This is a genomic window from Clostridium magnum DSM 2767 (assembly GCF_001623875.1).
In the GTDB taxonomy this organism is placed as follows: domain Bacteria; phylum Bacillota; class Clostridia; order Clostridiales; family Clostridiaceae; genus Clostridium_AM; species Clostridium_AM magnum.
Genome location: NZ_LWAE01000001.1, coordinates 264,622 through 288,360 on the forward strand (window position 1 = coordinate 264,622; position 23,739 = coordinate 288,360).

The following is a 23,739-nucleotide window of genomic DNA, read 5'->3' on the forward strand; positions in this document are numbered from 1 at the left end:
CTTATACTTTCTCACTAACTTTTTTACCCATTAACCCAGATGGTCTTACTAGAAGTACTATTATTAATATAGCAAAAGCGATGGCATCTGAAAGTTTTGTGGATATAAATGCTTTAGTAAAGGTCTCTGCCACTCCTAGCAATATTCCCCCTACCATAGCACCAGGTATGGCTCCTATTCCGCCTAAAACAGCAGCTACGAAAGCTTTAAGACCTGGCATTATTCCCATATAAGGCTCTATTCTAGGATAAGCCATACCAACTAGTACACCTGCAGCTCCTGCTAATGCTGAACCTATAGCGAAAGTCATAGAGATAGTATTGTTAACGTTAATACCCATTAATTGTGCTGCATCTATATCAAAGGAAGCAGCTCGCATAGCTTTTCCAGCTTTAGTTCTATAAACTATATATTGAAGTAATATAACTAAAATTATTGAAACTAATAACATAGAAATTTGAAGATTGTTTATTTGAAAACCGCCTAATTTATATATTTTTGTTTTTAAAAGTTCAGGGAAAGGCTTTGGATTAGGTCCAAATATAAGTCTAAATCCATTTTCTAAAAGAAGTGACATGCCTATTGCAGTGATGAATAAGGTAATTTTTGATGAGCCTCTAAGAGGTTTGTATGCTACCTTTTCAATTAGAACTCCTAACACAGCACATCCTATCATTGAAATTAAAAGTGAGGGTATAAAACTCAACTTTAAATAGAAAGCTACAAGGTATCCAAAAAAAGCTCCTACCATATAAATATCACCATGAGCAAAGTTTATTAATTTTATTATTCCATAAACCATAGTGTATCCAATAGCAATTAAGGCATAAACACTACCTAATGCTAATCCGTTAACTAACTGTTGTGAAAAATCCATATAATTTACCTCCTATTATTATTTCATTAATAATTATGTGTCAGTGAAGCAAACCGTAGTTTTAACTTCACTGACTATAATAAATATAATTAAGGGCTACTGTTAAACAATTTTTTTAGCACCCTTTGAATTTGCTAATTTCCATGTTGCTGCAGATATTTTCTTGTCTTTGCTATAGGTATTACACCTATAATCCATATAAATTTTCTGTCAAACATAATAAAGTCGCCCCCTTTTCTTATATTTATAATTTTTAAAAGTGTAAAAATTATTTGACTATATGAAAGATTATATTACATAAAATTCATATTATCAAGCAATTTATCAATAAAAATATAAAAATATTAATAAATTATCAATTTAAATATACTGTAATTATTAATGTATCAATAATTTCGTAGAGCTGAATAAAATCCGTCGAAACGTATTTATAAAGAAAATATCAATATCTAAGAGATTAAATTTCTTTTTCATAATATAGTTTTTTTATAAGTATGATATTAGTGGCAAAATATTATTGTAAGGAAAAATAAGTTAAAAATACATAAAAGTACTTGAAAATCAATAATTAATATCATATAATATTAAATATCGAGAGAAGATAAATATTTTAATATAAATTTAGGAGGAATTATAAAATGAAAAAGTTTGTTTGTACAATATGCGGGTATATTCATGAAGGAGAAGAGGCACCAGAAAAATGCCCACAGTGTAAAGCTGCAAGTAGCAAGTTTGTTGAAAAAGTTGAAGGCGAATTAGTTTGGGCCGATGAGCATAGAATAGGAATTGCAAAGGATGTAGATCCTGAAGTAATAGAAGGATTAAGAGCAAACTTCACAGGAGAATGTACAGAAGTTGGAATGTACCTAGCTATGAGTCGTCAAGCTGACAGAGAAGGATTCCCAGAAGTAGCAGAAGCATATAAGAGAATAGCTTTTGAAGAAGCAGAACATGCAGCTAAATTTGCAGAATTACTTGGAGAAGTAGTTTTAGCAGATACAAAGAGAAACTTAGAAATGAGAGTGGAAGCTGAACATGGAGCAACTCAAGGAAAGAAAGATTTAGCTACTCTAGCTAAAAAGTTGAACTATGATGCAATACACGATACTGTGCATGAAATGTGTAAAGATGAAGCTAGGCATGGATCAGCATTTAGAGGATTACTAAACAGATATTTCAAATAAACCTATTAAGTGGACCCATTTCAACTATTAAAATAAAGCAATTAGGAACCTATATCTTAGATTTAGATATAGGTTCCTAATTTTTTGAAACAGTATTCAAGTTAGGAGGGGGGATTTAGTAATAATATATTATCATTAGGGGAACAACTTATTTATAGAATATATTTTTTAAAGGAAAGTATACTTAGAAAAGAATGTATTTAATTTAAAAGTAAATTGTAAAGGAGAAATAACTGTGGCGGTACAAATAGTTAAGGATACTAAAAATTTGATATTCAGATTCAGGGATGATGAGGTCTTAGCATTAGCATCGCAACTAGCCTATAGTTTAATTTTTTCTTTTTTTCCATTCTTAATATTTCTTATGACTTTAGTTGGATATAGTCCAATAAGTAGTGGAGAAGTGTTATTAGGATTAAATAGAATCTTACCATACGACACCTTAGAACTTATTAGAAATACCATAGTAGAAGTGGTGGAAACTAAAAATGGACATTTGTTATCTTTAAGCTTAATTATTACATTGTGGACGTCCTCTGGAGGATTTAATGCTGTAATTAGGGGCCTAAATAAGGCTTATGATGAAGCAGAGCATAGGTCAATATTTAAAGTAAGGTTAGTAGCAGTTTTATGTGCTGTAGGGGTGACACTTGTAATAATAATAACGATCCTACTTCTTGTATTTGGGCAAACACTTGGAAGAATTTTAGCAATACGTTTAGGCCTTTCTTACCAGTTTCAAGTTGCGTGGAACGTAGTTAGATATATCATAATATTACTATCTACAGTATTCATATTTGCATCCTTATATCACTATACGCCTTGTAGAAGGTTAACATGGGCTGAGGTCATACCAGGAGCAATTTTTTCTACCATAGGATTAGTTCTAGTTTCTATGGGGTTTGCATTTTATGTAAATAATTTTGGAAACTACTCAAAAATATATGGAAGTATAGGAGCGGTGATAGTTCTGTTAACTTGGCTATTTCTATTAGCAATAATAATAATAATGGGAGGAGAGTTAAATGCAACTTTGGCTTTTGATAGGGAAGGAAAAGAAAAGCCAAAAGGGAAAAAGTTCTAGATTAAAAATACTTAGTATATTTTTCTTTGTTTAAGTAAAAATATAAAATATATACTTGATAATCGAACTCTTTGTGGAAAATGTAATAATTTTATGTAAATGCACAGGTTTCCTAATATTTGTACTTATTGCTAAAAAAGATTTACTAGAGGGTGATATTTTGAGAAGTAAAGATTATATGAAAAAAGTTTATAGAAACTTTTCTGAATTTGTATCAGAATGCTCAAGCAGAGAACTAGAGTATTTTATTTTTGATTCAAAATTTACAACAGCATTTAACGAAAGAATAAAAGAAATAATTGATGAAATTGAGATGCAGGGAAAGAAAAGCGTGGAACTAGCGATAATATTTAATACAGAGGGAGAGATTGCATTAATTGATAGTTTTATTATAGGCAATTACATTGGAAATAGTTACATTAAACACATGGAAGAGTATTATAAAGAAGCTTCTTTGAATAATATAGTAAAGCATGTTGTAAATGGCAGTGAAAAAGCTAAAAGAGATTTTTCTATACTGTCTTATACTATATTATATAGCACATTAAATAGCATATATTGTGACATAAAATGCAGAAAAGAGACTTTGGAAAGCTATGTAAGTTTATATGATTTAAAACATTGTAAGGACGATGATTGTTCTATAGTAGTAGCTAGTATCTTAATAGTGGAAGATATATGTAAGTATATAGGTATAAAAGAGGGGGTTTTATCAGATTCTATTAAGTCTGTGGCTACAAAAAGAAATAGTCAGGATGATTAGAAATTCGACAAACATATATAAATAAAAAGGTATATATTTACATTAAAGTAATATGAAAGTTAATGGATATGGTACTACAGGTTTTTTGATGTCATATAAGAGGGATAAGTTATAATTGGCCTTCTCATAAAGTGACAGATTTCTTTTATTTAATATGTTAAGATATTTTTGAAGTTGATTATGGGGGGAAAAGTGATGGTAGTAGAAAATCTAGTTAGAACTGAGAATGTAGAAAAAATAAGGTATAACTATTTCTACAGACTATTAAAAGGCAAAATTTCTATTCCTTGTGAAATAGATGCCATAGAGGTACAGTCATATGGAATTGAAATTGAAAGACAAGACATACTGAATGGTGAATTGGTGAATATAGAAAGAGATTGTGTTGAAAACATCAGTCCGGACAGAAACAAAGTACATAATTTACTACAATTATTGTACGATCATGCAGTATCTCCAATACACTTAATTGAAGTGCTTGGCGAATATATTGATGAGTATATAATAGATTTTGATAGAGAGCTAAGTTGTATGGCATAATAACCACAAGTAACAAATAATCATATGAGAAGAGGAAAAAATCCTCTTTTTTTCTTTTGGGTATCAGTTTTAGCTTTTAAAAATAAAAGTTTTGTCTTATTATATTAGATACGGGGGTGATATTTTTGATTTTAGGTGTTGGTGTAGACATAGTTGAAATTAGGAGAATTAGTGAGGCTATAGGTAAACATGCTAACTTTATAGACAAAATGTTTAGTAAGAATGAGATTGAATATCTTAAAAGCAGAAATTTAAGAGCAGAGTTTGTAGCAGGAAGATTTGCGGCAAAAGAGGCAGTTTCTAAGGCTTTAGGCACAGGGTTTAGCGGCTTTGAATTTAAAGACATTGAAATAGATAGAACAGCTGCAGGTAAACCTATTGTAGTCTTGAAAGGTAAAGCAAGGCTGATAGCTCAAAAATATGGAAACTATAAGATTCATGTAAGTATATCACATGGTGTAGACAGTGCCATAGCATATGCAATAATGGAGGTTGATGAACTTGAGGATAGCAACTTCAGAAATAATGAGGAAAATAGATAATTATTGTATAAATGAATTAAAAATACCTGGTATCGTATTAATGGAAAATGCAGCTTTAAAAGTTGTAAGTAACTTGCAATTAGATAAATATAGTTCTTTTTGTGTAGTGTGTACTAAAGGAAATAATGGTGGGGATGGATTTGCAGTAGCAAGGCATCTACATGTTTTAAATAAAGAAGTTAACGTATTTTTATTAGGAAATAAAGATGGAATGAGTGATGATTGTAGGATTAATTATAATATACTCAAAGAGATAGGTGTTAATGTAGTTAACATTAATAATATTCAAGAGATTAATATCTTAAGAGATTCTATAGAGAAAAGTCAAGTAATTATAGATGCTATGTTTGGAACAGGACTTTCTAGAAAAATTGAGGGAATATTTGATTCAGTTATATCTATGATAAATGACAAAGGTAAATATGTCATATCTATTGATGTTCCTTCAGGACTTGAGAGTAACACAGGTGAAATTCTGGGAAACTGTGTTAAGGCAAATAAAACTATATCATTTCAATTATATAAAAGAGGTTTCTTGAATTATAATACAAGTAATTTAATAGGAAAGATAGTTGTAGAGGATATTGGAATTCCGGAGATAGCTATAAATAAGTTTTACAACAATGAATGTATTGTGGATGAATCCATGATAAGAGAAAAAATAAAGGTAAGAGATAAATATTCTTATAAAGGTGATTATGGAAGAGTATTTATTGTAGCTGGTTCAGATGGGTTTACTGGAGCAGCATATATATGTGTTCAAGGTGCAGTGAGAAGCGGAGCAGGACTTGTAACTTTATGTTGCAGTGAAAAAATTCAACCAATATTAAGTTCCAAGCTTGTTGAAGCTATGACTATGTCTTTTGATCAAAAGGAAAAAGTAAAAGAAATGATAGAAAAAAGTGATGCGGTTGCAATTGGCCCTGGAATGGGGAATAATGAAGTAACTTACCAGCTTTTACAATATGTTATTAGCAATGCAATAAAACCTGTGGTCATAGATGCAGATGCTATTAATGTTTTAAAGGGTAGAGCGAATATACTAAAAAACAAAAAATGTAAGGTTATAATAACTCCTCACTTAGGAGAAATGGCGCGAGTTACAGGATTGTCTATAGATTACATAAAGGAAAACAGATTAGAGGTTTCAAAAAAGTTTGCAAAAGACTATAATGTTATAGTTCTACTTAAAGGGTATAATACAATAATTACTGATGGATATACAACTTTAGTTAATCCAACAGGAAATAGTGCTATGGCATCAGGGGGAATGGGAGATTGCCTTACTGGAATGATAGCATCCTTTATAGGCCAGGGCCATGAACCAATGGAGGCAACATATATAGCTGCATTTATACATGGATATTGTGGCGAAAAACTATCAAAGGATATGTTTTGTGTAAATGCTAGTCATATATTAGAGAATTTGCCCTTTATAATTAAAAAATTTACAGGTGAATTTATGAAAGATTAAGAATATAAATAGACATAAGAGAATAGTATTAATAGTGAAATTGATGCTTGAGAAAATGCAATTTCAGGGGGAATAACATGAAAAGAAATCTATTAATATTATCTATTATGTCTTTTGTTCTTTTAATTTTAATATCAGGTTGTAACAAAAATGCAAAAGATACTGAAAAGGTCATTGACTATCTAAAAAACTTAGACAGCTATAGTTGTGACATAAATATGAAAATACAAAATGATAAACAAGTAATAAATTATACTGGAAAACACTTCTTTGATAAAAAATATGGATATAGATTTGAATTAGATGAAAATAGAATTCTAATATATAAAGAAGATAAGATATTTGTAAAGGACTTACAAAATGGATTAAGTTATGACACGGATAAGGACTTTGACAGTGTATTTAAGCTTTGTTTTATAGGAGAATACATCGGTCTAATCTATACCAATGAAAAAGTTGAGAATTCATTTAAAAACATAAATAATGAAGAGTACCAAATTATACATTTAGACATTCCGGGTAACAATAAAAACATTAGCAGAGCTGATTTATACGTAAATTTAAGAGATAATTTTCCTAAGTACCTAATTGTATATGATAGTAAAGATAGAGAAAAAATTAATGTTGAATATAGTAATTTTAAGTTTAATCCGGAACTGCAAGAGGAATTATTTGATGTAAAATAGTTAGATGTAAATTTGGCAGGAGCTTTACTATAAGTTCTATGCCATTTTATTTTACATGTAAAAAAATATAAATTATCCAGTTTAAATTAATATGAGCAAATAAATAGACAGAGAATATAGATTTGTTTCATATTATTTCGAAATATATCTATATTTTAATTAATTTTTTAAATTTGAATTTTATAATTTGTTCAAATATTATATAATTGCTTTAAGGGTTGGTAATTAGTATTAAAATATACATTATTTAAGATATGGGGGAATATATCATGTTTAAAAATTTTAGACCTGTATGGGCTGAAGTTAACTTGGACAATCTTGCGTATAATATTCAGCAGATTAGAAGCAAAGCAAAAAGTAAGGAAATAATTGGAGTTGTTAAAGCAGATGCTTATGGACATGGAGCTATAGATGTGGCACCGCTACTGCTTGAGAATGGAGCCACAAGGTTAGCAGTAGCTGTACTAAATGAGGCAATTGAATTGAGAAATAGTGGCATCCAATGCCCTATTATGATTTTAGGAATTACCCCTGAAACTTTAGCGGAGGATTTAATTAAATATAGCATAGAACCAACAGTATCGTCTTATGAACTTGCTTACAAGTTATCTAAAATAGCACAGAGCAAAGATAAAAGTGTTAAAATTCATGTTGCAATAGATACTGGAATGGGCAGAATAGGATTTTTGCCAAATGATGAGAGTATTGAAGAGGTTTATAAGATAAGTAAGCTTCCCAACATAGAAATAGAAGGATTATTTTCTCACTTTTGCACAGCAGATGAAGCTAACAAAGAGTATTCATATATGCAATTTGAAAAATATAACTGGTTCTATAATGAGTTAGTTGAAAGAAATATTAAAATAAATATGAGGGATATAGCAAATAGTGCGGCTATAATGGAATTGCCTGATACCCACTATGATGCAACTAGACCTGGTATAATACTTTATGGATATTATCCTTCAAATGAAGTTGATAGGGATTTGTTAAGTATAAAGACTGCGTTGACTTGGAAAGCTAATATAGTTCATATTAAGACTTTGGCAAAAGATCAGTATATCGGATATGGAAGAAAGTTTAAGACAGAGAGAGATAGTATAATAGCAACTTTACCTGTAGGTTATGCCGATGGTTATAGTAGAATGCTTTCCGGTAAAGCTAAAGTGATAATCAATGGTAAGTTTGCACCAGTAGTAGGAAACATATGTATGGACCAATGTATGATAGATATTACTGATATAGGAGACGTAAAGGTTGGAGATGAGGTTATATTATTAGGAGCTGATGGGGATATAAAATTTGATGCAGAGGATATGGGGTATATACTTGGAACCATTAGCTATGAAATTGTTTGTATGATAAGTAAAAGGGTACCTAGAATTTACACTAAGAATGGTGAAATAATCAAGATAAGAAACTACGTGTAGTGATTTTCTAGATTTAAGAGGCTAAGTAAAAGTATATGAATTCCACCTATATATTCTACAAGTAAAACGACAAATTGATGTATATAAAATTAATACTTTGTATAATATACTAGTATATTGTAGTATATAAGAAAATAATATGGAATGTAAAGCATATATGTGATAAAATATATATAGTGTTTAAATTGGAGTGTGTTTTAAACTATTAATAATTTAGCGAAGTACATATTGAATTAGAATTTAAAGGTAACATACATATAAGATAACAGTTATGTAATAATAAAGAATTATTTGTAAAAAGTAAAGGTAGAAAAATGATGAAATAACAGATAATTTCTTTGACATGATAATAGTTTTATGGCTATAATTGTGTGTACATAACTTTTCGCTTAAGTTAATAGGAGGTATTAATTTTTATATGTCAAATTCAAAGAGATTAGTGGTAAACCTCTCAGAAACACTATATAATGAATTTAATAAGGCACTTCAGGAAGATTGCAAAAAAAGAAGTGAATTTATTAGGGAAGCTATCATATTATATATTAAAGAGAAAAAAAGATTAGATATTATAGAACAGATGGAAAAAGGATATAAAGAAATGGCTCAACTTAATCTTGAGTTTGCAGAAATGGGCTTTGCGAGTGACATGAAAGAATTTAAAGAATATGAAGCGAAGCTTTCGGAGAGTGATTTGGCTGATGACAACAGTAGTGAAAAGAGGAGATATATTTTATGCTGATTTAAGCCCCGTAGTGGGATCGGAGCAGGGCGGAATAAGGCCGGTTATTATTATTCAAAATGATATCGGTAATAAATACAGTCCTACCGTAATTGTAGCAGCGATTACTTCTCAGATAAATAAGGCAAAACTCCCAACTCATGTAGAAATATCTTCTGAAGATTATGGACTCAATAAAGATTCAGTGGTTTTGCTTGAACAGATAAGAACTTTAGATAAAAGAAGACTGAAAGAAAAAATAGGTCATATGACAGATATAGATATGAAAAAAGTAGATGATGCACTTCTGATAAGTGTAGGATTACAGTAACTTTAAATAAGGGTTTTTTTAAACCCTTATTTTTTTATATATAAAAATAAGTTTTTGTGATAAAATAACTAGGAGATTGTTTACCGTGTGTAAGTTTATTAGGAGGTTGAGATTGTGAAGAAAAATGAGGAAGAACTTAAGCAAATAGCTAAAGTTATAAGAAAAGACATAATAAAGATGTTAACTGAATCCGGTTCAGGTCATCCAGGTGGTTCTTTATCAGCTGTTGAAATTTTAACAACTCTTTATTTTAACAAAATGAATGTGGAGCCAGAGAAAGCTAGAAATTTAGATAGAGATAGATTTGTTCTTTCTAAAGGTCATGCTGCACCAGTATTATATAGTACACTTGCAAGAAGAGGTTTTTTTGATGTAGAGGAATTAAAAAATCTTAGAAAAATTGGTTCGATTCTACAGGGTCACCCTAATATGAATGAAGTACCTGGAGTAGATATGTCTACAGGTTCTCTAGGTCAAGGAATATCAGCAGCAGTTGGTATGGCATTGGCAGGTAAAATAGATAAGAAGGATTATATAGTATATGCATTACTTGGAGATGGTGAATTAGAAGAAGGACAGGTTTGGGAAGCTGCTATGTCAGCTGCACATTATAAATTAAATAATTTAATAGCATTTGTTGATTATAATGGTCTTCAAATAGATGGACCATGTGAAGAGGTAATGTCACCAGCGCCTATTACAGATAAATTTGCAGCTTTTAGATGGAATGTAATAGAAGTAGATGGGCATGATTTTGCACAATTAAGCAGTGCTATCGATGCTGGAAAAGCTCAGAAGGATAAACCTACTATGATAGTTTGTAAAACTATAAAAGGTAAGGGAGTATCCTTTATGGAAAATGAAGCAGGTTGGCATGGTAATGCGCCAAATAAAGAACAGTGCGAGCAGGCTTTGGATGAAATCGGAGGTGAAGAGTAATGGCTAATAAAATAGCAACAAGAGAAGCTTATGGAAAAGCGCTAGCAAAATTAGGTCAAGAAAATGAAAAAGTAGTTGTATTTGATGCGGATTTATCTAAATCAACTAAAACTGCTGACTTTAAAAAAGTTTGTCCAGAAAGATTTATAAACATGGGAATAGCTGAAGCAAATATGATGACTGTAGCTGCAGGTATATCAACTTGTGATAAAATACCTTTTGTAAGTACTTTTGCTATGTTTGCTGCAGGAAGAGCCTTTGAGCAAATAAGAAACTCTATATGTTATCCAAATTTAAATGTAAAAATTTGTGCAACTCATGCAGGAATCTCAGTTGGTGAAGACGGTGCGTCACATCAATCAGTTGAAGATATATCTCTAATGAGAAGCATACCTAACATGACAGTTATAAGCCCAAGTGATGCAGTGGAAACAGAAGCTGTAATTAAAGCAATAGCTGAGTATAAGGGTCCTTGTTATGTAAGATTAGGAAGATTAGGTGTACCAGTTATCAATGACAATGCAGAGTATAAATTTGAATTGGGTAAGGCTATTACTTTAAGAGAAGGAAAGGATGCAACTATTATAGCAACAGGACTAATGGTAGATGCGGCTCTTGAAGCATATAATACTCTTTCAGAAGAAGGAATAAAGGTTAGAGTTATAAATATACATACAATTAAACCTATAGATACGGAAGCAATAGTAAAGGCTGCAAGAGAAACTGGTGTTGTAATAACTGCTGAAGAGCACAGTACTATTGGAGGATTAGGTTCTGCAGTTTGTGAAGTGTTAAGTGAAAATCAACCAACACCTGTTATAAGAGTAGGAATTAAAGATACATTTGGTGAAAGTGGAAAGCCAGCAGAACTTCTTAAGGCTTATGGTTTAACAGCAGATGATATTGTTAAGGCTGTTAAGAAGGGACTTACAATAAAATAATTTATTTTAAATTAGTATGGTGGTATATTGTGTTATACCACCATATTTTTTTACTAATATTAAAATTAAAATAGGGCATACTTACCTTTAGTAGTATTAAATTATTTTAAAATAATAGTAGGAGTAAAGAAATTTATGAAAATGGTAAAGGAATATGTTCTTATTACAATAGGGGTTTTACTAGTAGCTTTAAGCATACAGTTTTTTTTAGCACCTAATAAAATAGCAGCAGGAGGAGTTACAGGAATAGCGATAATAGTAAATAGTTATATTCCAAGATTTCAAATAGGGTTAATAGTATTAATTTTAAATATTATATTGTTTATTGTTGGGTTTATTGCTATAGGTAATAAGTTTGGAGCTAAAACTATATACTCAAGCTTAATGTTGTCTGGGATTATTTGGTTTATGGAAAGAACAACTGCTCTTAATATTATAATCACAACAAATCAATTACTTGCATCTATATTTGGAACTTTCCTAGGCGGAATAGGATTAGGGTTGGTATTTAATCAAAACGCATCCACTGGAGGAACAGATATATTAGCTAAAATATTAAATAAGTTTATTCATGTAGATATAGGGAAATCTCTACTTGTTGTGGACTTTATTGTAACACTTTTTGCTGGTATTTCTTTTGGGGCAGAAGCAGGAATGTATGCCCTTTTAAGTGTTATTTTAAATGGGTTTGTAATAGATTCAGTTATAGAAGGTCTTAATATTTCGAGACAAATATTTGTAATTAGTTCAAAAAATGATTTAATAAGTAAGTTTATAATTGAGGAGTTAGAAAGAGGATGTACCATTCTTCATGGCAAGGGGGATATAGCAAAGAAGATACATATATTCTTTACACTGTATTAGGTAGAAAAGAATTTATAAGGCTAAAAGGATATATAAAAGAAGTAGATGCAAAAGCATTTATTTCTATTACTCATGCCCATGAAGTTCTGGGAGAAGGATTTAAAGATATTATTGAAGATGGTTAAGTCACAATTTATTAATAATAATTTAATAAAATTAAATGGCAATTTTAATGGAATTGATTTTTAATTCTATGTCCTATTATGTTATAATAGACGTGGCAATGTAAAAAACATGGGAGTTTATGTATATATTAAGGAGAGATTTAAATGATACAATTTAAAAATGTAACAAAGGTATACAATAATAATATATTTGCATTATCAAATATAAATCTACATATAGAAAAAGGAGAGTTTGTTTTTTTAGTTGGGCCAAGTGGATCTGGAAAATCTACTTTCATAAAGATGCTCTTAAAGGAAGTTCAGCCTACAAACGGCAACATAATAGTAAACAATATGGATATAACAAATCTTAAAAGAAAGGAAATACCCTATTATAGAAGAAAGTTAGGAGTGGTATTTCAAGATTTCAGATTAATACCAACTTTAAACATATATGAAAATGTAGCTTTTGCCATGAGAGTTGTAGAAGCACCTCTAAGGGAAATCAAGAAGAAAGTTCCTGTAGTGCTCTCTTTAGTAGGACTAGCTAATAAGTATAAGGCTTTTCCGCATGAATTATCAGGTGGAGAACAACAAAGGGTGTCTTTGGCAAGAGCCATCGTGAATAACCCATCTATATTGATAGCAGATGAACCAACAGGAAACTTAGATCCAGAAACAGCAATGGATATAATGGACACATTGAATGATATAAATCATGCTGGGACTACAATTGTGATGGCAACACATGCTAAAGATATAGTTGATGAAATGAAAAAAAGAGTTATAGCTATTGAAAAAGGTATTCTAGTTAGAGATGAACAAAGGGGGATGTACGGATATGAGGATTAGTACAGGTAAGTTTTTTGCAATAGATGCTGTAAAAAGCTTCAAACGAAATAAAACAGTGAGTATTGCAGCTGCAGCCACTGTTGCAGCAACACTTTTTATTTTTGGAGTATTTGTCCTTACTTTATTAAATGTTAATAAAGGTATATTAGAAGTTGAATCTAAGGTTGAGGCAAAAGTAATCCTAAAGGATAACATAACAATGACGCAACAAAGAGATTTAGAAAAGAAGATAAAAGAAGTAGATGGAGTAGTTGATGTATCATATGAAAGTAAAGCCCAAGCAATGGAAAATTTTAAGAACCAGCTTGGAGAACAAAATAAAAGTCTTGTGGAAGGTCTAGACAAAGATAATCCTATGCCTAACTCATATATCATAAAAGTAGAAAAGCCTGAAGTAATTTCTAATGTTGTCAGCCATATTAAAGGCTCTGAAGGTATAGAAAGTATTAAAGATGCCAGAGAAGTTGTAGAAAAGCTTATGTCTATAACAAGAACCTTAAAATGGGTAGGTAGTGTTATATTTATTATACTAATAGGCGTTTCTTTGTTCTTAATAGGAAATACTATTAAAATTACTGTTTATTCCAGAAGAAGAGAAATTGGAATAATGAAATATATAGGTGCTACAGATTGGTTCATAAGATGGCCATTTATAATTGAAGGTATAATTATAGGAATTATAGGGGCAGTATTTGCTGATTTAATCCTGTACTATGCATACAGAGTCGCTTATGTTAAAGCTTCGTCAGGGTTAATTATAATGCAGTTAGTTGATCCACAGTATGTACTAACATATGTTTTAGGGATATTTATAATAACAGGTACTCTTATAGGCTCCTTAGGAAGTATCTTATCTATTAGGAAATTCCTGGCGGTTTAAGGTGATAAAGAGCATGCAGTTTATACTGTATGCTCTTTTACTAAATTTTATAAATAGTTTTGCAAATTTATTTTTTTTAATGTTATAATTATTTAAGATTTATATAAATACTATAAAGTATAAGGTTAAAACGAAGAGGTGGAAGAATTGAATAATAAAAAGAAATGGATAACATGGACATTAGTAATTCTGATTGTTACTAATACTCTGACTTTATTTGGAACTAAAATGTATATATCCAAAACAGCTGATTTTGCAAAACTATTTGAAATAAGAAATGAATTATATAAATATTATGATGGAACTATAGATGAGGCTGCGTTAGAAGAAGGAGCTATTAAAGGAATGACATCTGCGCTTAATGATCCATATACTGTATTTATGAACAAAAAAGAGTATGAGCAATTTAATACACAAACAGAAGGAAACTATAGTGGAGTAGGACTCCAAGTTCAAGCTAAGGATGACAGTATCGTAGTAGTAGATGTTTTTGAAGATTCTCCATCGAAAAAGGCTGGTGTGCTTCCTAAAGATATTATAGAAAAAGTTGAAGGCACAGATGTAACAGGAAAAGAACTTGAAAAAGCCGTATCCTTAATGAAAGGAAAAGAAGGAACGGAGGTTACATTAACTTTATATAGAGAAGGCAAGGGTAACTTTGATGTAAAGCTTAAAAGAGCTAAGATAAATTTAGTTACTGTTAAAGGTGAGATTTTAGGTGATAATGTAGGATACATACAGGTTACAATGTTTGATGAAAATACAGCTAAAAACTTTACAAGTAAGCTTAAAGAGCTTCAGGATAAGGGAATAAAATCGTTAATAGTGGATTTAAGAGGTAATCCTGGTGGATTACTTGATGAGTGCGTTGATATGGTTTCAAATTTTGTCCCAAGTAACAAAGTTATAGTTTCAACAGTGGATAAATATAAAAATAAAAAGGAATATAAGTCAAAGGGAGGCATTGCAATAGGATTACCTCTTACTATACTTACAAATGAGGGAACTGCCAGTGCTTCAGAGATATTTTCTGGTGCTGTAAGAGATTATAAGATTGGTACTTTAGTTGGAAAGAAGACCTTTGGTAAGGGAGTTGTTCAGACTATGTTAGATACAGGAGAGGGAACTGCACTGAAGGTTACAGTTTCAAAGTATTATACTCCGAATGGTGAAAATATACATCATACAGGAATTAAACCTGACATAGAAGTTGAATATCCAGATGATTTAAGACAGAAGGCTTATGATAGAAATACAGACCCTCAGTTTAGCAAAGCCTTAGAAATGGCGAAAAGCAAAATTAAATAATTTAAGTCTATATTTTTACAATTAATATTTACTAAGGCATCTGAAAGAAAATAACAAGTCAAAGATGCGACGGATATTTTGCGTCAGAAAAGGAGGCAGTTTCCGCAGATAGCCGACCCTATATAAGGGTTCTGCCAACGCAGTATGACGCAAAATAGACTAGCAGATTGACTAGTTATTTTTTTGAAGATGCCTAAGCGTCAGGTAGAGTTAATTTCTATCTGGCGCGAGTTTCACTTTACGGAGAGGGGAAATCATTCTGATGAATATTTTGATATATACTTTAAAATCGGTTGCCTTTGCATTAACAGAACCTTACCTGGTTACACTTTTGATTATATTAGCATTTATACTTTATAGAAAAAATAAAAAAACAACCATAATGCAAAAGATGATTCTTGGAGAGAGGATCAATTCACCCTTTGAGCTTACTATATCTCAAATTGTAATGGGTATATTTGGAGGAGTGCTTGCAAGTGTTATTATGTCATATTTAGGAATAGTCTTCGATGAGCGTTCAGCGATAGATCTTATATTCTTAGTCTCTGTAATATTTATGTTTTTCAATCCTAGATTCATTTGTTTTGCTTATTCGGGAGCAGTTCTGGGAATCATTAGTATTATATTAAATTTAATAGCAACTGCATTTAATATGCCTAACTTAGATGTTTTAAAGATTGATGTGGCTAGTCTAATGACAATGGTTGCAATTTTGCATTTTGTAGAAGGTATTTTAGTAATGATAGATGGAGGAACTGGATATATCCCCGTGTTCACCAGTAGAGATGAAAAGATAATAGGTGGATTTGCATTACAAAGATATTGGGCTTTTCCGATAGCAATATTTTTTATGCTACACAACAGTTCAACTATAGGTTCTTCATGGCAGGTACCACTACCAAACTGGTGGCCCTTAGTTAAAGGTGGCATTTCTATTGACATATTAAAAGATGCAGTGGTAGCGCTTGTACCTTTTTATGGGATGGTAGGTTATAATACTGTAACTTTTACAAAGGATAGAAAAGAAAAAACTAAGATTTCTGGAACTCTAATAATAGTATATAGTTTAGCTTTATTTGGATTAGCTCAACTTTCTGTTTTAAACATATATCTTAAATTTTTAGTTCTTATATTTGCAGCGGCAGCCCATGAAGCTATGATAGCTTTTCAGCGGTATTTAGAGCTGAAGGGAACGCCTAAGTATATAAGTGGCGATGAGGGAATAATGGTACTAGATGTTGCACCTAATTCTCCAGCTAATGAGATGGGAATCAAAAGTGGAGATATGTTAGTAGAAGTTAACAATGCAAAAATAGAGAATGAAGAGAGAATAGCAGAAGCTATAAGGGAATGTTCGAATTTTATATGGTTTAAAGTAAAAAAAGTAACTGGTAAATTTGAGCAGGTCAGTTATAGTAAATTAAATAGTGAAAAAAGGTTAGGGATTGTTTTTGTGCCAAGAGGAGTTCCTAAAGATAGCATGGTAGTAAAGCTTGATGAAACAAAATTTGGTGAAGTATTAGATAAAATAAAAAATAAAGATAAGGATGAATAGAGAATGGAAACTTTTAAAATACATTCTAAATTTAAACCTACAGGAGATCAGCCTACAGCTATAAACAGTATAGTTAATGGAATGTTAAATGGAGACAAATTTCAAACGCTGCTTGGGGTAACAGGCTCAGGTAAAACATTTACTATGGCAAACATTATTGAAAAAGTTCAGAAACCAACGCTTGTTCTAGCTCATAATAAAACTTTAGCGGCACAACTTTGTTCAGAGTTTAGAGAGTTTTTTCCTGAAAATTGCGTTGAATATTTTGTTTCATACTATGATTATTATCAACCAGAAGCATATGTTGCCCAAACTGATACCTATATAGAAAAGGATGCATCTATTAATGACGAAATAGATAAGTTAAGACATTCAGCCACGTCTGCATTACTGGAAAGAAAGGATGTAATAGTAGTAGCATCCGTATCCTGTATATATGGTTTGGGTAATCCAGAGGAATATAAAAACCTTACTTTGTCATTAAGGCAAGGTATGATTAAAGAGAGAGATGAGATCCTAAAAAAGCTTATAGAAATACAATATGAACGAAACGAGATTAATTTTGTGAGAGGAACCTTTAGAGTAAGGGGAGATGTGCTAGACATATTTCCAGCGTCTTCAACAAATAAGGGGATAAGAATAGAGTTTTTTGGAGATGAAATAGATAGGATAAGGGAATTTGATGTGTTAACTGGTGAGATGATAGGGGCAAGAAAACATGTATCTATATTTCCAGCATCTCACTTTGCAACATCTAAAGAAAGGCTGGAAAAATCTATAGTTAGGATAGAAGAAGAACTAGAGATTAGACTTAAAGAACTCACAGCACAAGATAAGCTTTTAGAGGCTCAGAGATTAAAGCAGAGGACAAACTTTGACATTGAGATGATGAGAGAAGTTGGGTATTGTAGTGGTATTGAAAATTATTCAAGAATACTTGATGGAAGAGATAAAGGCACACCACCACAGACTCTTATTGACTATTTTCCAGAGGATTACTTACTTTTTATAGATGAAAGCCACGTGACTCTTCCACAGGTAAAGGCTATGTATGCAGGTGATAGATCAAGAAAAGAATCTTTAGTGGAGTATGGTTTTAGGCTGCCTTCAGCTTATGACAATAGACCTTTAAAATTTGCTGAATTTGAAGGTAAGCTGAATCAAGTTCTATTTGTTAGTGCTACACCTGCTGATTATGAGTTATCTCATTCCACAAATATAGCAGAACAAATAATAAGACCAACGGGACTACTAGATCCAGAGATTATTATTAAGCCTATAAAAGGACAAATAGATGATTTATATGCTAGCATTAAGGAAACTATAAGTAGAGGATTCAGAATCCTTGTGACAACTCTTACTAAAAAGATGGCAGAGGATTTAACGGATTATTTAAAGGATATGAATATAAAAACTAATTACCTTCATTCCGGTATAGACACTATAGAGAGAATGAAAATAATCAGAGATCTAAGAAAAGGAGAGTTTGATGTTTTAGTAGGTATAAATTTACTGAGAGAAGGTTTGGATATTCCTGAGGTAGCATTAGTTGCAATTCTTGATGCGGATAAGGAAGGTTTCTTAAGGTCTGAAAGATCTTTAATACAGACAATAGGTAGAGCTGCAAGAAATTCTGAGAGCAAGGTTATAATGTATGCAGATAGAGTGACTGACTCAATGAATAAAGCCCTAAGTGAAACAAGTAGAAGAAGAAAGATACAGATAGAATATAATGAACAACATGGTATAACACCAACAACTGTAAAAAAAGAAATTAGAGAAGTAATAGAAGCTACAAAAGTTGCAGAAGAAAAAGCTGAATATGGTAGTTTAGAAGAGGCTATAGAAGCTAATAATGAGAATATAGATGTACTTATAGAAAAATATGAAAAAGAGATGAAGCAAGCTGCTAAAGACTTACAGTTTGAACAAGCAGCACACTTGCGTGATTTGATTTTAAAGCTAAAAAAACAAAAGAAAAAATAAAGTGAAACTTGAATTTAAAATGAAAAAATTAAGGGGTGGAAATAAAACTAATGAAAGATAGCATAATTATAAAAGGTGCTAAGGTTCATAACTTAAAGAATGTAGATTTAGAAATACCTAGAGATAAATTAGTTATTTTTACTGGGCTTTCAGGTTCTGGAAAGTCTTCTTTGGCCTTTGATACCTTATATGCAGAAGGACAAAGAAGATATGTTGAATCCCTCTCCGCATATGCAAGACAATTTTTAGGGCAAATGAATAAACCGGATGTAGAATATATAGAAGGGCTATCACCAGCCATTTCTATTGACCAAAAGACTACAAGTAGAAATCCTCGCTCCACTGTTGGTACAGTAACGGAGATATATGACTATATAAGACTTTTATATGCAAGGATAGGAACACCACACTGTCCTAAGTGCGGGAAGGAAATAACTCAACAGACAGTAGATCAAATGATAGATAAAATTTTATCTATGGAAGAAAGAACTAAAATTCAGATACTGTCTCCAATCATAAGGGGAAGAAAAGGTGAGCATGTAAAGGTATTAGAAAATATTAAGAAAAATGGATTTGTAAGAGCTAGGATTGATGGGGAAACTGTTGATTTAGAGGAAGAAGAAGTAAAGTTAGAAAAGAATATAAAGCACAGTATTGAAGTTGTCATAGATAGACTAATAGTAAAAGATGATATAAGAAGCAGATTAGCAGATTCGCTAGAAACTGCTCTTAAGTTATCAGAGGGGTTGGTAATTGTAAATGTAATAGGCGGAGAGGATATACTCTTCAGTGAAAACTTTGCATGTGTAGATTGCGGCATAAGCATTGGAGAAATTACTCCAAGAATGTTTTCTTTTAATTCGCCTTTTGGTAAATGTGATAGATGTGATGGCTTGGGGACTTTGATGGAAATAGATCCAGATTTAGTTATACCGGATAAAAGTAAGAGTATTTTAGATGGCGCTGTTGTTACTTTCGGTGAAGGAAGTTTAAAGGAAGATTCGTGGACATTTAGTATTTTAAAAGCACTTTCTAAGAAGTATAAGTTTAAACTAGATACACCTATAGAAAAGCTCAGTCCTGAGATTATAGATATACTATTATATGGATTAGGTGGAGATAAAGTAAAAGTAAACTATACCAAGGATAATAGAGTGGTAGAATTTAATCATGCATTTGAAGGTATTATTAATAATTTAAAGAGAAGGTATTTAGAATCTAATTCTGATTACATAAAAGGTGAAATAGAAAATTATATGAGTGATAATCCATGCCCTAAGTGTAAAGGAGCAAGACTTAAAGCAGAGGCATTAGCAGTTATAGTAGGGGGAAAGAACATTGATGAATTTTCTAAGATGTCTATAAGGGATGAATTAAAATTTTTAAATGATCTTCAGTTATCAGAGAAAAATAAAATAATTAGTGAGCAAATATTAAAAGAAATAAAAAGCAGACTTAAGTTCTTAATTGATGTAGGGCTAGATTACCTAAATTTAACTAGAACTGCAGGAACGTTATCTGGAGGGGAAGCACAAAGAATTAGACTTGCTACACAAATAGGATCTAGTTTAGTTGGGGTGTTGTATATATTAGATGAACCGAGTATAGGGCTTCACCAAAGAGATAATGATAAGCTTATAGCTACATTAAAGCACTTAAGGGATTTAGGAAATACATTAGTTGTGGTAGAGCATGATGAAGATACTATGAAGGAAGCTGATTTCATTGTGGACATTGGACCAGGTGCTGGGGAACATGGTGGCGAAATAGTGGCAGCAGGACCCATCGAAGAAATAATTAAGAACGAAAAGTCAATAACAGGACAATACTTAAGTGGTACAAAAAAGATTGAAACTCCTTCCACTAGGAGAGAAGGAAATGGTAACTGCCTTGTTGTAAAAGGAGCTAAGGAGAATAATCTTAAAAATGTAAATGTTAGCTTTCCGTTAGGAACATTAACCTGTGTTACTGGAGTTTCAGGGTCTGGTAAAAGTACTCTTGTAAATGAAATATTATTTAAAGGATTAAATAAAAGGATTAATAAATCAAAGGATAATCCTGGTTTTCATAAGGATATTACTGGAGTAGAAAATATTGATAAAATTATAAATATAGATCAAAGTCCAATAGGTAGAACACCCCGTTCTAATCCGGCAACTTATACAGGTGTATTTGATATTATAAGGGAAGTTTTCTCAAATACCTCAGAAGCAAAGATGAGAGGATATAAACCTGGTAGATTTAGCTTCAATGTTAAAGGTGGAAGATGTGAAGCTTGCTCAGGAGACGGAATAATAAAAATAGAAATGCAGTTCTTATCAGATGTGTATGTCCCTTGTGAGGTTTGTAAGGGAAAAAGATATAATAGAGAAACCCTTGAAGTAAAATATAAAGCTAAAAATATTGATGATGTTCTAAATATGACAGTAGAAGAAGCTTTAGTGTTCTTTGAAAATATACCTAGAATAAAAAATAAACTTCAGACTCTTTTTGATGTAGGCCTTGGATATGTTAGATTAGGTCAACCTTCAACACAGCTGTCAGGTGGTGAGGCTCAGAGAATTAAGCTAGCATATGAGTTATCAAAAAGGAGCACAGGGAAGACATTATATATTTTAGATGAACCAACAACAGGTCTTCATATAGATGATGTAAATAGGCTTATAGATATACTTCAAAGAATTGTAGATACAGGAAATACCGTCATAGTTATAGAGCATAATTTAGATGTTATAAAATGTGCAGATTATATTATTGATCTTGGTCCTGAAGGTGGAGAAAAAGGAGGAACTATCTTATTTTCTGGTAGACCAGAGGAAATAGTTCGAAATAAAAGTTCTTATACAGGACAATATTTGAAAAAGATGCTATAATTTATATGAGGCTAGCATAAATTAAATATGCTAGTCTTTTAATGTATTAGTATATTAAAAGTAAAATATATCAAAAAAGTTTACAAGAAGGTGATTATATGGATCTCAGTAAGTTAAGTCTAATATTTAAAATTATTATTATAGGTATAATTTATATCATAATATTTTTGGCCTTAAGGATAATGTATAAGGATATAAAAAATGGAGGGAAAAGGCCTAGAAATAAGAATAGAAAGTCTTTTGGTCTTGAGATAGTGAGTGCTGGGAATAATTCAAATCTGAGGAAGGGTGGAGTTATCCCAATCCGTGGCGAGATAACCATAGGTAGAAAGAACGATAACTTACTTATATTGGACGACCCATATGCTTCTGGATATCATGCAAGGGTATATATGAAAAATAATGATTGTATTTTAGAAGACTTAGGAAGCACAAATGGTACATTATTGAATGATCAAGGTGTAAAGGGTAGACAATATTTAAATGCAGGAGATGAAATTAGAATAGGAAGTACATCTTTTAAGGTGATTGGGTAAGAAACTATGTATGCAAGGTATGTAAATTTTGCATACATAGGCTTAATAAGTAATTGGTGGTGATTTTGATTGGATGCAAGTAGAGACGAGAAAAAACTTTTGCGATATACGTACCTTTTATGTCTGGTATGTTTTTTTAATTTAGCAATAATTAAACAGCCTTTTGACAAAGGGGCTATGGTTATGGCTATAGTTACATGCCTATTAGTTGGATACTCTTATTTCATAATCAGAAAGTTTTTCAGTGATGGGGATAAGTATATATTTATTTTCTCAAGTATATTGTCTGTTGTAGGAATGGTAATGCTATATAGAATTAATATGGCAAGTTCAATAAAACAGATTATTTGGTTTGCTATAGGCGTAACAGGATTTATATTGATAGTGGTATTGCTCCCTGACTTAAAAAGTTTTAGCAGGCATAAATATTTTTATTTGGTAGTTACTATGATATTTATGGGTATGGCTACTTTGATAGGTAAAGAAATCAATGGATCTAAGAATTGGATTGTGATAGGTAATTACAGTTTTCAGCCATCTGAGTTTGGAAAACTATTTTTTGTAGCATATTTAGCCTCTGAATTAAAGGATTATAAAAATTTTAAGGATTTAATAAAACCAGGACTTGTAGTTATGGTTTGTTTAGGATTTATGGTGCTTCAAAAAGACCTGGGTTCTGCATTAATATTCTTTGGCATATCTATAACTATGCTTTATATAGCTACGTCAAAATTTAGATATGTAGCTACCTGTATAGGATTATTTGTTGCAGGGGCTACAATAAGTTATAGGCTATTTGACCACGTAAAGGTTAGGGTAGAAATATGGAGCAACCCATGGCAATACGCAAATGGCAAAAGTTATCAAGTGGTGCAGTCTATGCTTTCCATAGCATCTGGAGGACTTACAGGGTCTGGTCTAGGACTTGGACATCCAGAGTATGTCCCAGTTAACACAACTGACTTTATTTTTGCAGCCCTATGTGAAGAACTTGGAATATTAATTGGATTTGCCATAATAATACTATATTTCTTGCTGTTTTATAGATGCATGAGAGCTGCTGTATACGGAGAAGATGAATTTTCAAAGTTATTGGTGGTAGGATACAGTGCAATGATAGCAGCACAAGTATTAGTTATAATAGGTGGAGTTATGAATGCTATTCCTCTTACAGGTATAACACTGCCACTAGTAAGTTATGGAGGAAGCTCTATGCTTATAACTTTCTTTTCATTAGGTATAATTCAAAAGATATCAGAAGAGGGTAGATAG

General features: G+C 31.5%; 21 protein-coding genes and 1 pseudogene. 21 read left to right on the forward strand and 1 reads right to left on the reverse strand.

Going from position 1 to position 23,739, the window contains the following annotated elements; translation table 11 throughout:
* Position 1 precedes the first annotated feature (1 nt).
* The gene (locus tag CLMAG_RS01415; protein ID WP_066616865.1) at positions 2-877 is read right to left on the reverse strand and encodes a branched-chain amino acid ABC transporter permease; all 876 of its coding nucleotides are present in this window, start codon (positions 875-877) and stop codon (positions 2-4) included.
* Positions 878-1,515: 638 nt separating this feature from the next.
* Here CLMAG_RS01415 and CLMAG_RS01420 point away from each other — a divergent pair.
* The 21 genes and pseudogenes from CLMAG_RS01420 to CLMAG_RS01520 all read left to right on the forward strand — a co-directional run bounded on the left by CLMAG_RS01420 (position 1,516) and on the right by CLMAG_RS01520 (position 23,739).
* A complete protein-coding gene (locus CLMAG_RS01420) occupies positions 1,516-2,061 on the forward strand; it encodes an NADH peroxidase (protein ID WP_066616868.1) in 546 nt (181 codons plus the stop codon).
* Between the two features lie 235 nt (positions 2,062-2,296).
* Entirely contained in the window at positions 2,297-3,145 is an 849-nt protein-coding gene (locus tag CLMAG_RS01425; protein ID WP_066616871.1) for a YihY/virulence factor BrkB family protein, read from the forward strand.
* Between the two features lie 73 nt (positions 3,146-3,218).
* Positions 3,219-3,908 carry a hypothetical protein gene (locus CLMAG_RS01430; RefSeq protein ID WP_242872909.1) on the forward strand — a complete coding sequence of 230 codons (690 nt, stop codon included), beginning with the start codon at positions 3,219-3,221 and terminating at the stop codon, positions 3,906-3,908.
* A 195-nt stretch (positions 3,909-4,103) separates the two neighbouring features.
* Positions 4,104-4,448, forward strand: a complete 345-nt coding sequence (locus CLMAG_RS01435; protein WP_066616875.1) for a DUF6514 family protein — start codon at positions 4,104-4,106, stop codon at positions 4,446-4,448.
* 125 nt (positions 4,449-4,573) lie between these two features.
* On the forward strand, positions 4,574-4,990 hold the full coding sequence (gene acpS, locus CLMAG_RS01440) for a holo-ACP synthase (RefSeq protein WP_066616877.1): 417 nt from the start codon (positions 4,574-4,576) through the stop codon (positions 4,988-4,990).
* Positions 4,950-6,464 (forward strand): bifunctional ADP-dependent NAD(P)H-hydrate dehydratase/NAD(P)H-hydrate epimerase, encoded by a 1,515-nt coding sequence (locus tag CLMAG_RS01445; RefSeq protein WP_066616880.1) that lies wholly within the window; start codon positions 4,950-4,952, stop codon positions 6,462-6,464. Before acpS ends, CLMAG_RS01445 begins: the two co-directional genes overlap by 41 nt.
* A 77-nt stretch (positions 6,465-6,541) precedes the next feature.
* Positions 6,542-7,150 (forward strand): germination lipoprotein GerS-related protein, encoded by a 609-nt coding sequence (locus CLMAG_RS01450; RefSeq protein ID WP_066616891.1) that lies wholly within the window; start codon positions 6,542-6,544, stop codon positions 7,148-7,150.
* A gap of 269 nt (positions 7,151-7,419) precedes the next feature.
* On the forward strand, positions 7,420-8,580 hold the full coding sequence (gene alr, locus CLMAG_RS01455) for an alanine racemase (RefSeq protein WP_066616893.1): 1,161 nt from the start codon (positions 7,420-7,422) through the stop codon (positions 8,578-8,580).
* A 418-nt stretch (positions 8,581-8,998) separates the two neighbouring features.
* Positions 8,999-9,319 carry a CopG family ribbon-helix-helix protein gene (locus CLMAG_RS01460; protein WP_066616895.1) on the forward strand — a complete coding sequence of 107 codons (321 nt, stop codon included), beginning with the start codon at positions 8,999-9,001 and terminating at the stop codon, positions 9,317-9,319.
* On the forward strand, positions 9,279-9,629 hold the full coding sequence (locus CLMAG_RS01465; RefSeq protein WP_066616896.1) for a type II toxin-antitoxin system PemK/MazF family toxin: 351 nt from the start codon (positions 9,279-9,281) through the stop codon (positions 9,627-9,629). Before CLMAG_RS01460 ends, CLMAG_RS01465 begins: the two co-directional genes overlap by 41 nt.
* A gap of 114 nt (positions 9,630-9,743) precedes the next feature.
* The gene (locus CLMAG_RS01470) at positions 9,744-10,568 is read left to right on the forward strand and encodes a transketolase (RefSeq protein ID WP_066616898.1); all 825 of its coding nucleotides are present in this window, start codon (positions 9,744-9,746) and stop codon (positions 10,566-10,568) included.
* Positions 10,568-11,509 (forward strand): transketolase family protein, encoded by a 942-nt coding sequence (locus CLMAG_RS01475; protein WP_066616902.1) that lies wholly within the window; start codon positions 10,568-10,570, stop codon positions 11,507-11,509. Before CLMAG_RS01470 ends, CLMAG_RS01475 begins: the two co-directional genes overlap by 1 nt.
* 135 nt (positions 11,510-11,644) lie before the next feature.
* A pseudogene (locus CLMAG_RS01480) lies at positions 11,645-12,498 on the forward strand (YitT family protein).
* Between the two features lie 144 nt (positions 12,499-12,642).
* The gene (gene ftsE / locus CLMAG_RS01485) at positions 12,643-13,329 is read left to right on the forward strand and encodes a cell division ATP-binding protein FtsE (RefSeq protein ID WP_066616905.1); all 687 of its coding nucleotides are present in this window, start codon (positions 12,643-12,645) and stop codon (positions 13,327-13,329) included.
* The gene (gene ftsX, locus CLMAG_RS01490; RefSeq protein ID WP_066616908.1) at positions 13,319-14,209 is read left to right on the forward strand and encodes a permease-like cell division protein FtsX; all 891 of its coding nucleotides are present in this window, start codon (positions 13,319-13,321) and stop codon (positions 14,207-14,209) included. Before ftsE ends, ftsX begins: the two co-directional genes overlap by 11 nt.
* 147 nt (positions 14,210-14,356) lie before the next feature.
* On the forward strand, positions 14,357-15,517 hold the full coding sequence (locus CLMAG_RS01495; protein WP_066616911.1) for a S41 family peptidase: 1,161 nt from the start codon (positions 14,357-14,359) through the stop codon (positions 15,515-15,517).
* 262 nt (positions 15,518-15,779) lie between these two features.
* Positions 15,780-17,072, forward strand: coding sequence for a PDZ domain-containing protein (locus tag CLMAG_RS01500; protein WP_066616914.1), 1,293 nt, complete (start codon positions 15,780-15,782; stop codon positions 17,070-17,072).
* 3 nt (positions 17,073-17,075) lie between these two features.
* Positions 17,076-19,058, forward strand: a complete 1,983-nt coding sequence (gene uvrB, locus CLMAG_RS01505; RefSeq protein ID WP_066616917.1) for an excinuclease ABC subunit UvrB — start codon at positions 17,076-17,078, stop codon at positions 19,056-19,058.
* Positions 19,059-19,108: 50 nt separating this feature from the next.
* Positions 19,109-21,931, forward strand: a complete 2,823-nt coding sequence (gene uvrA / locus CLMAG_RS01510) for an excinuclease ABC subunit UvrA (RefSeq protein ID WP_066616924.1) — start codon at positions 19,109-19,111, stop codon at positions 21,929-21,931.
* Positions 21,932-22,029: 98 nt separating this feature from the next.
* Positions 22,030-22,467, forward strand: a complete 438-nt coding sequence (locus tag CLMAG_RS01515; RefSeq protein ID WP_066616929.1) for an FHA domain-containing protein — start codon at positions 22,030-22,032, stop codon at positions 22,465-22,467.
* Between the two features lie 69 nt (positions 22,468-22,536).
* Positions 22,537-23,739, forward strand: a complete 1,203-nt coding sequence (locus tag CLMAG_RS01520) for an FtsW/RodA/SpoVE family cell cycle protein (RefSeq protein ID WP_066616932.1) — start codon at positions 22,537-22,539, stop codon at positions 23,737-23,739.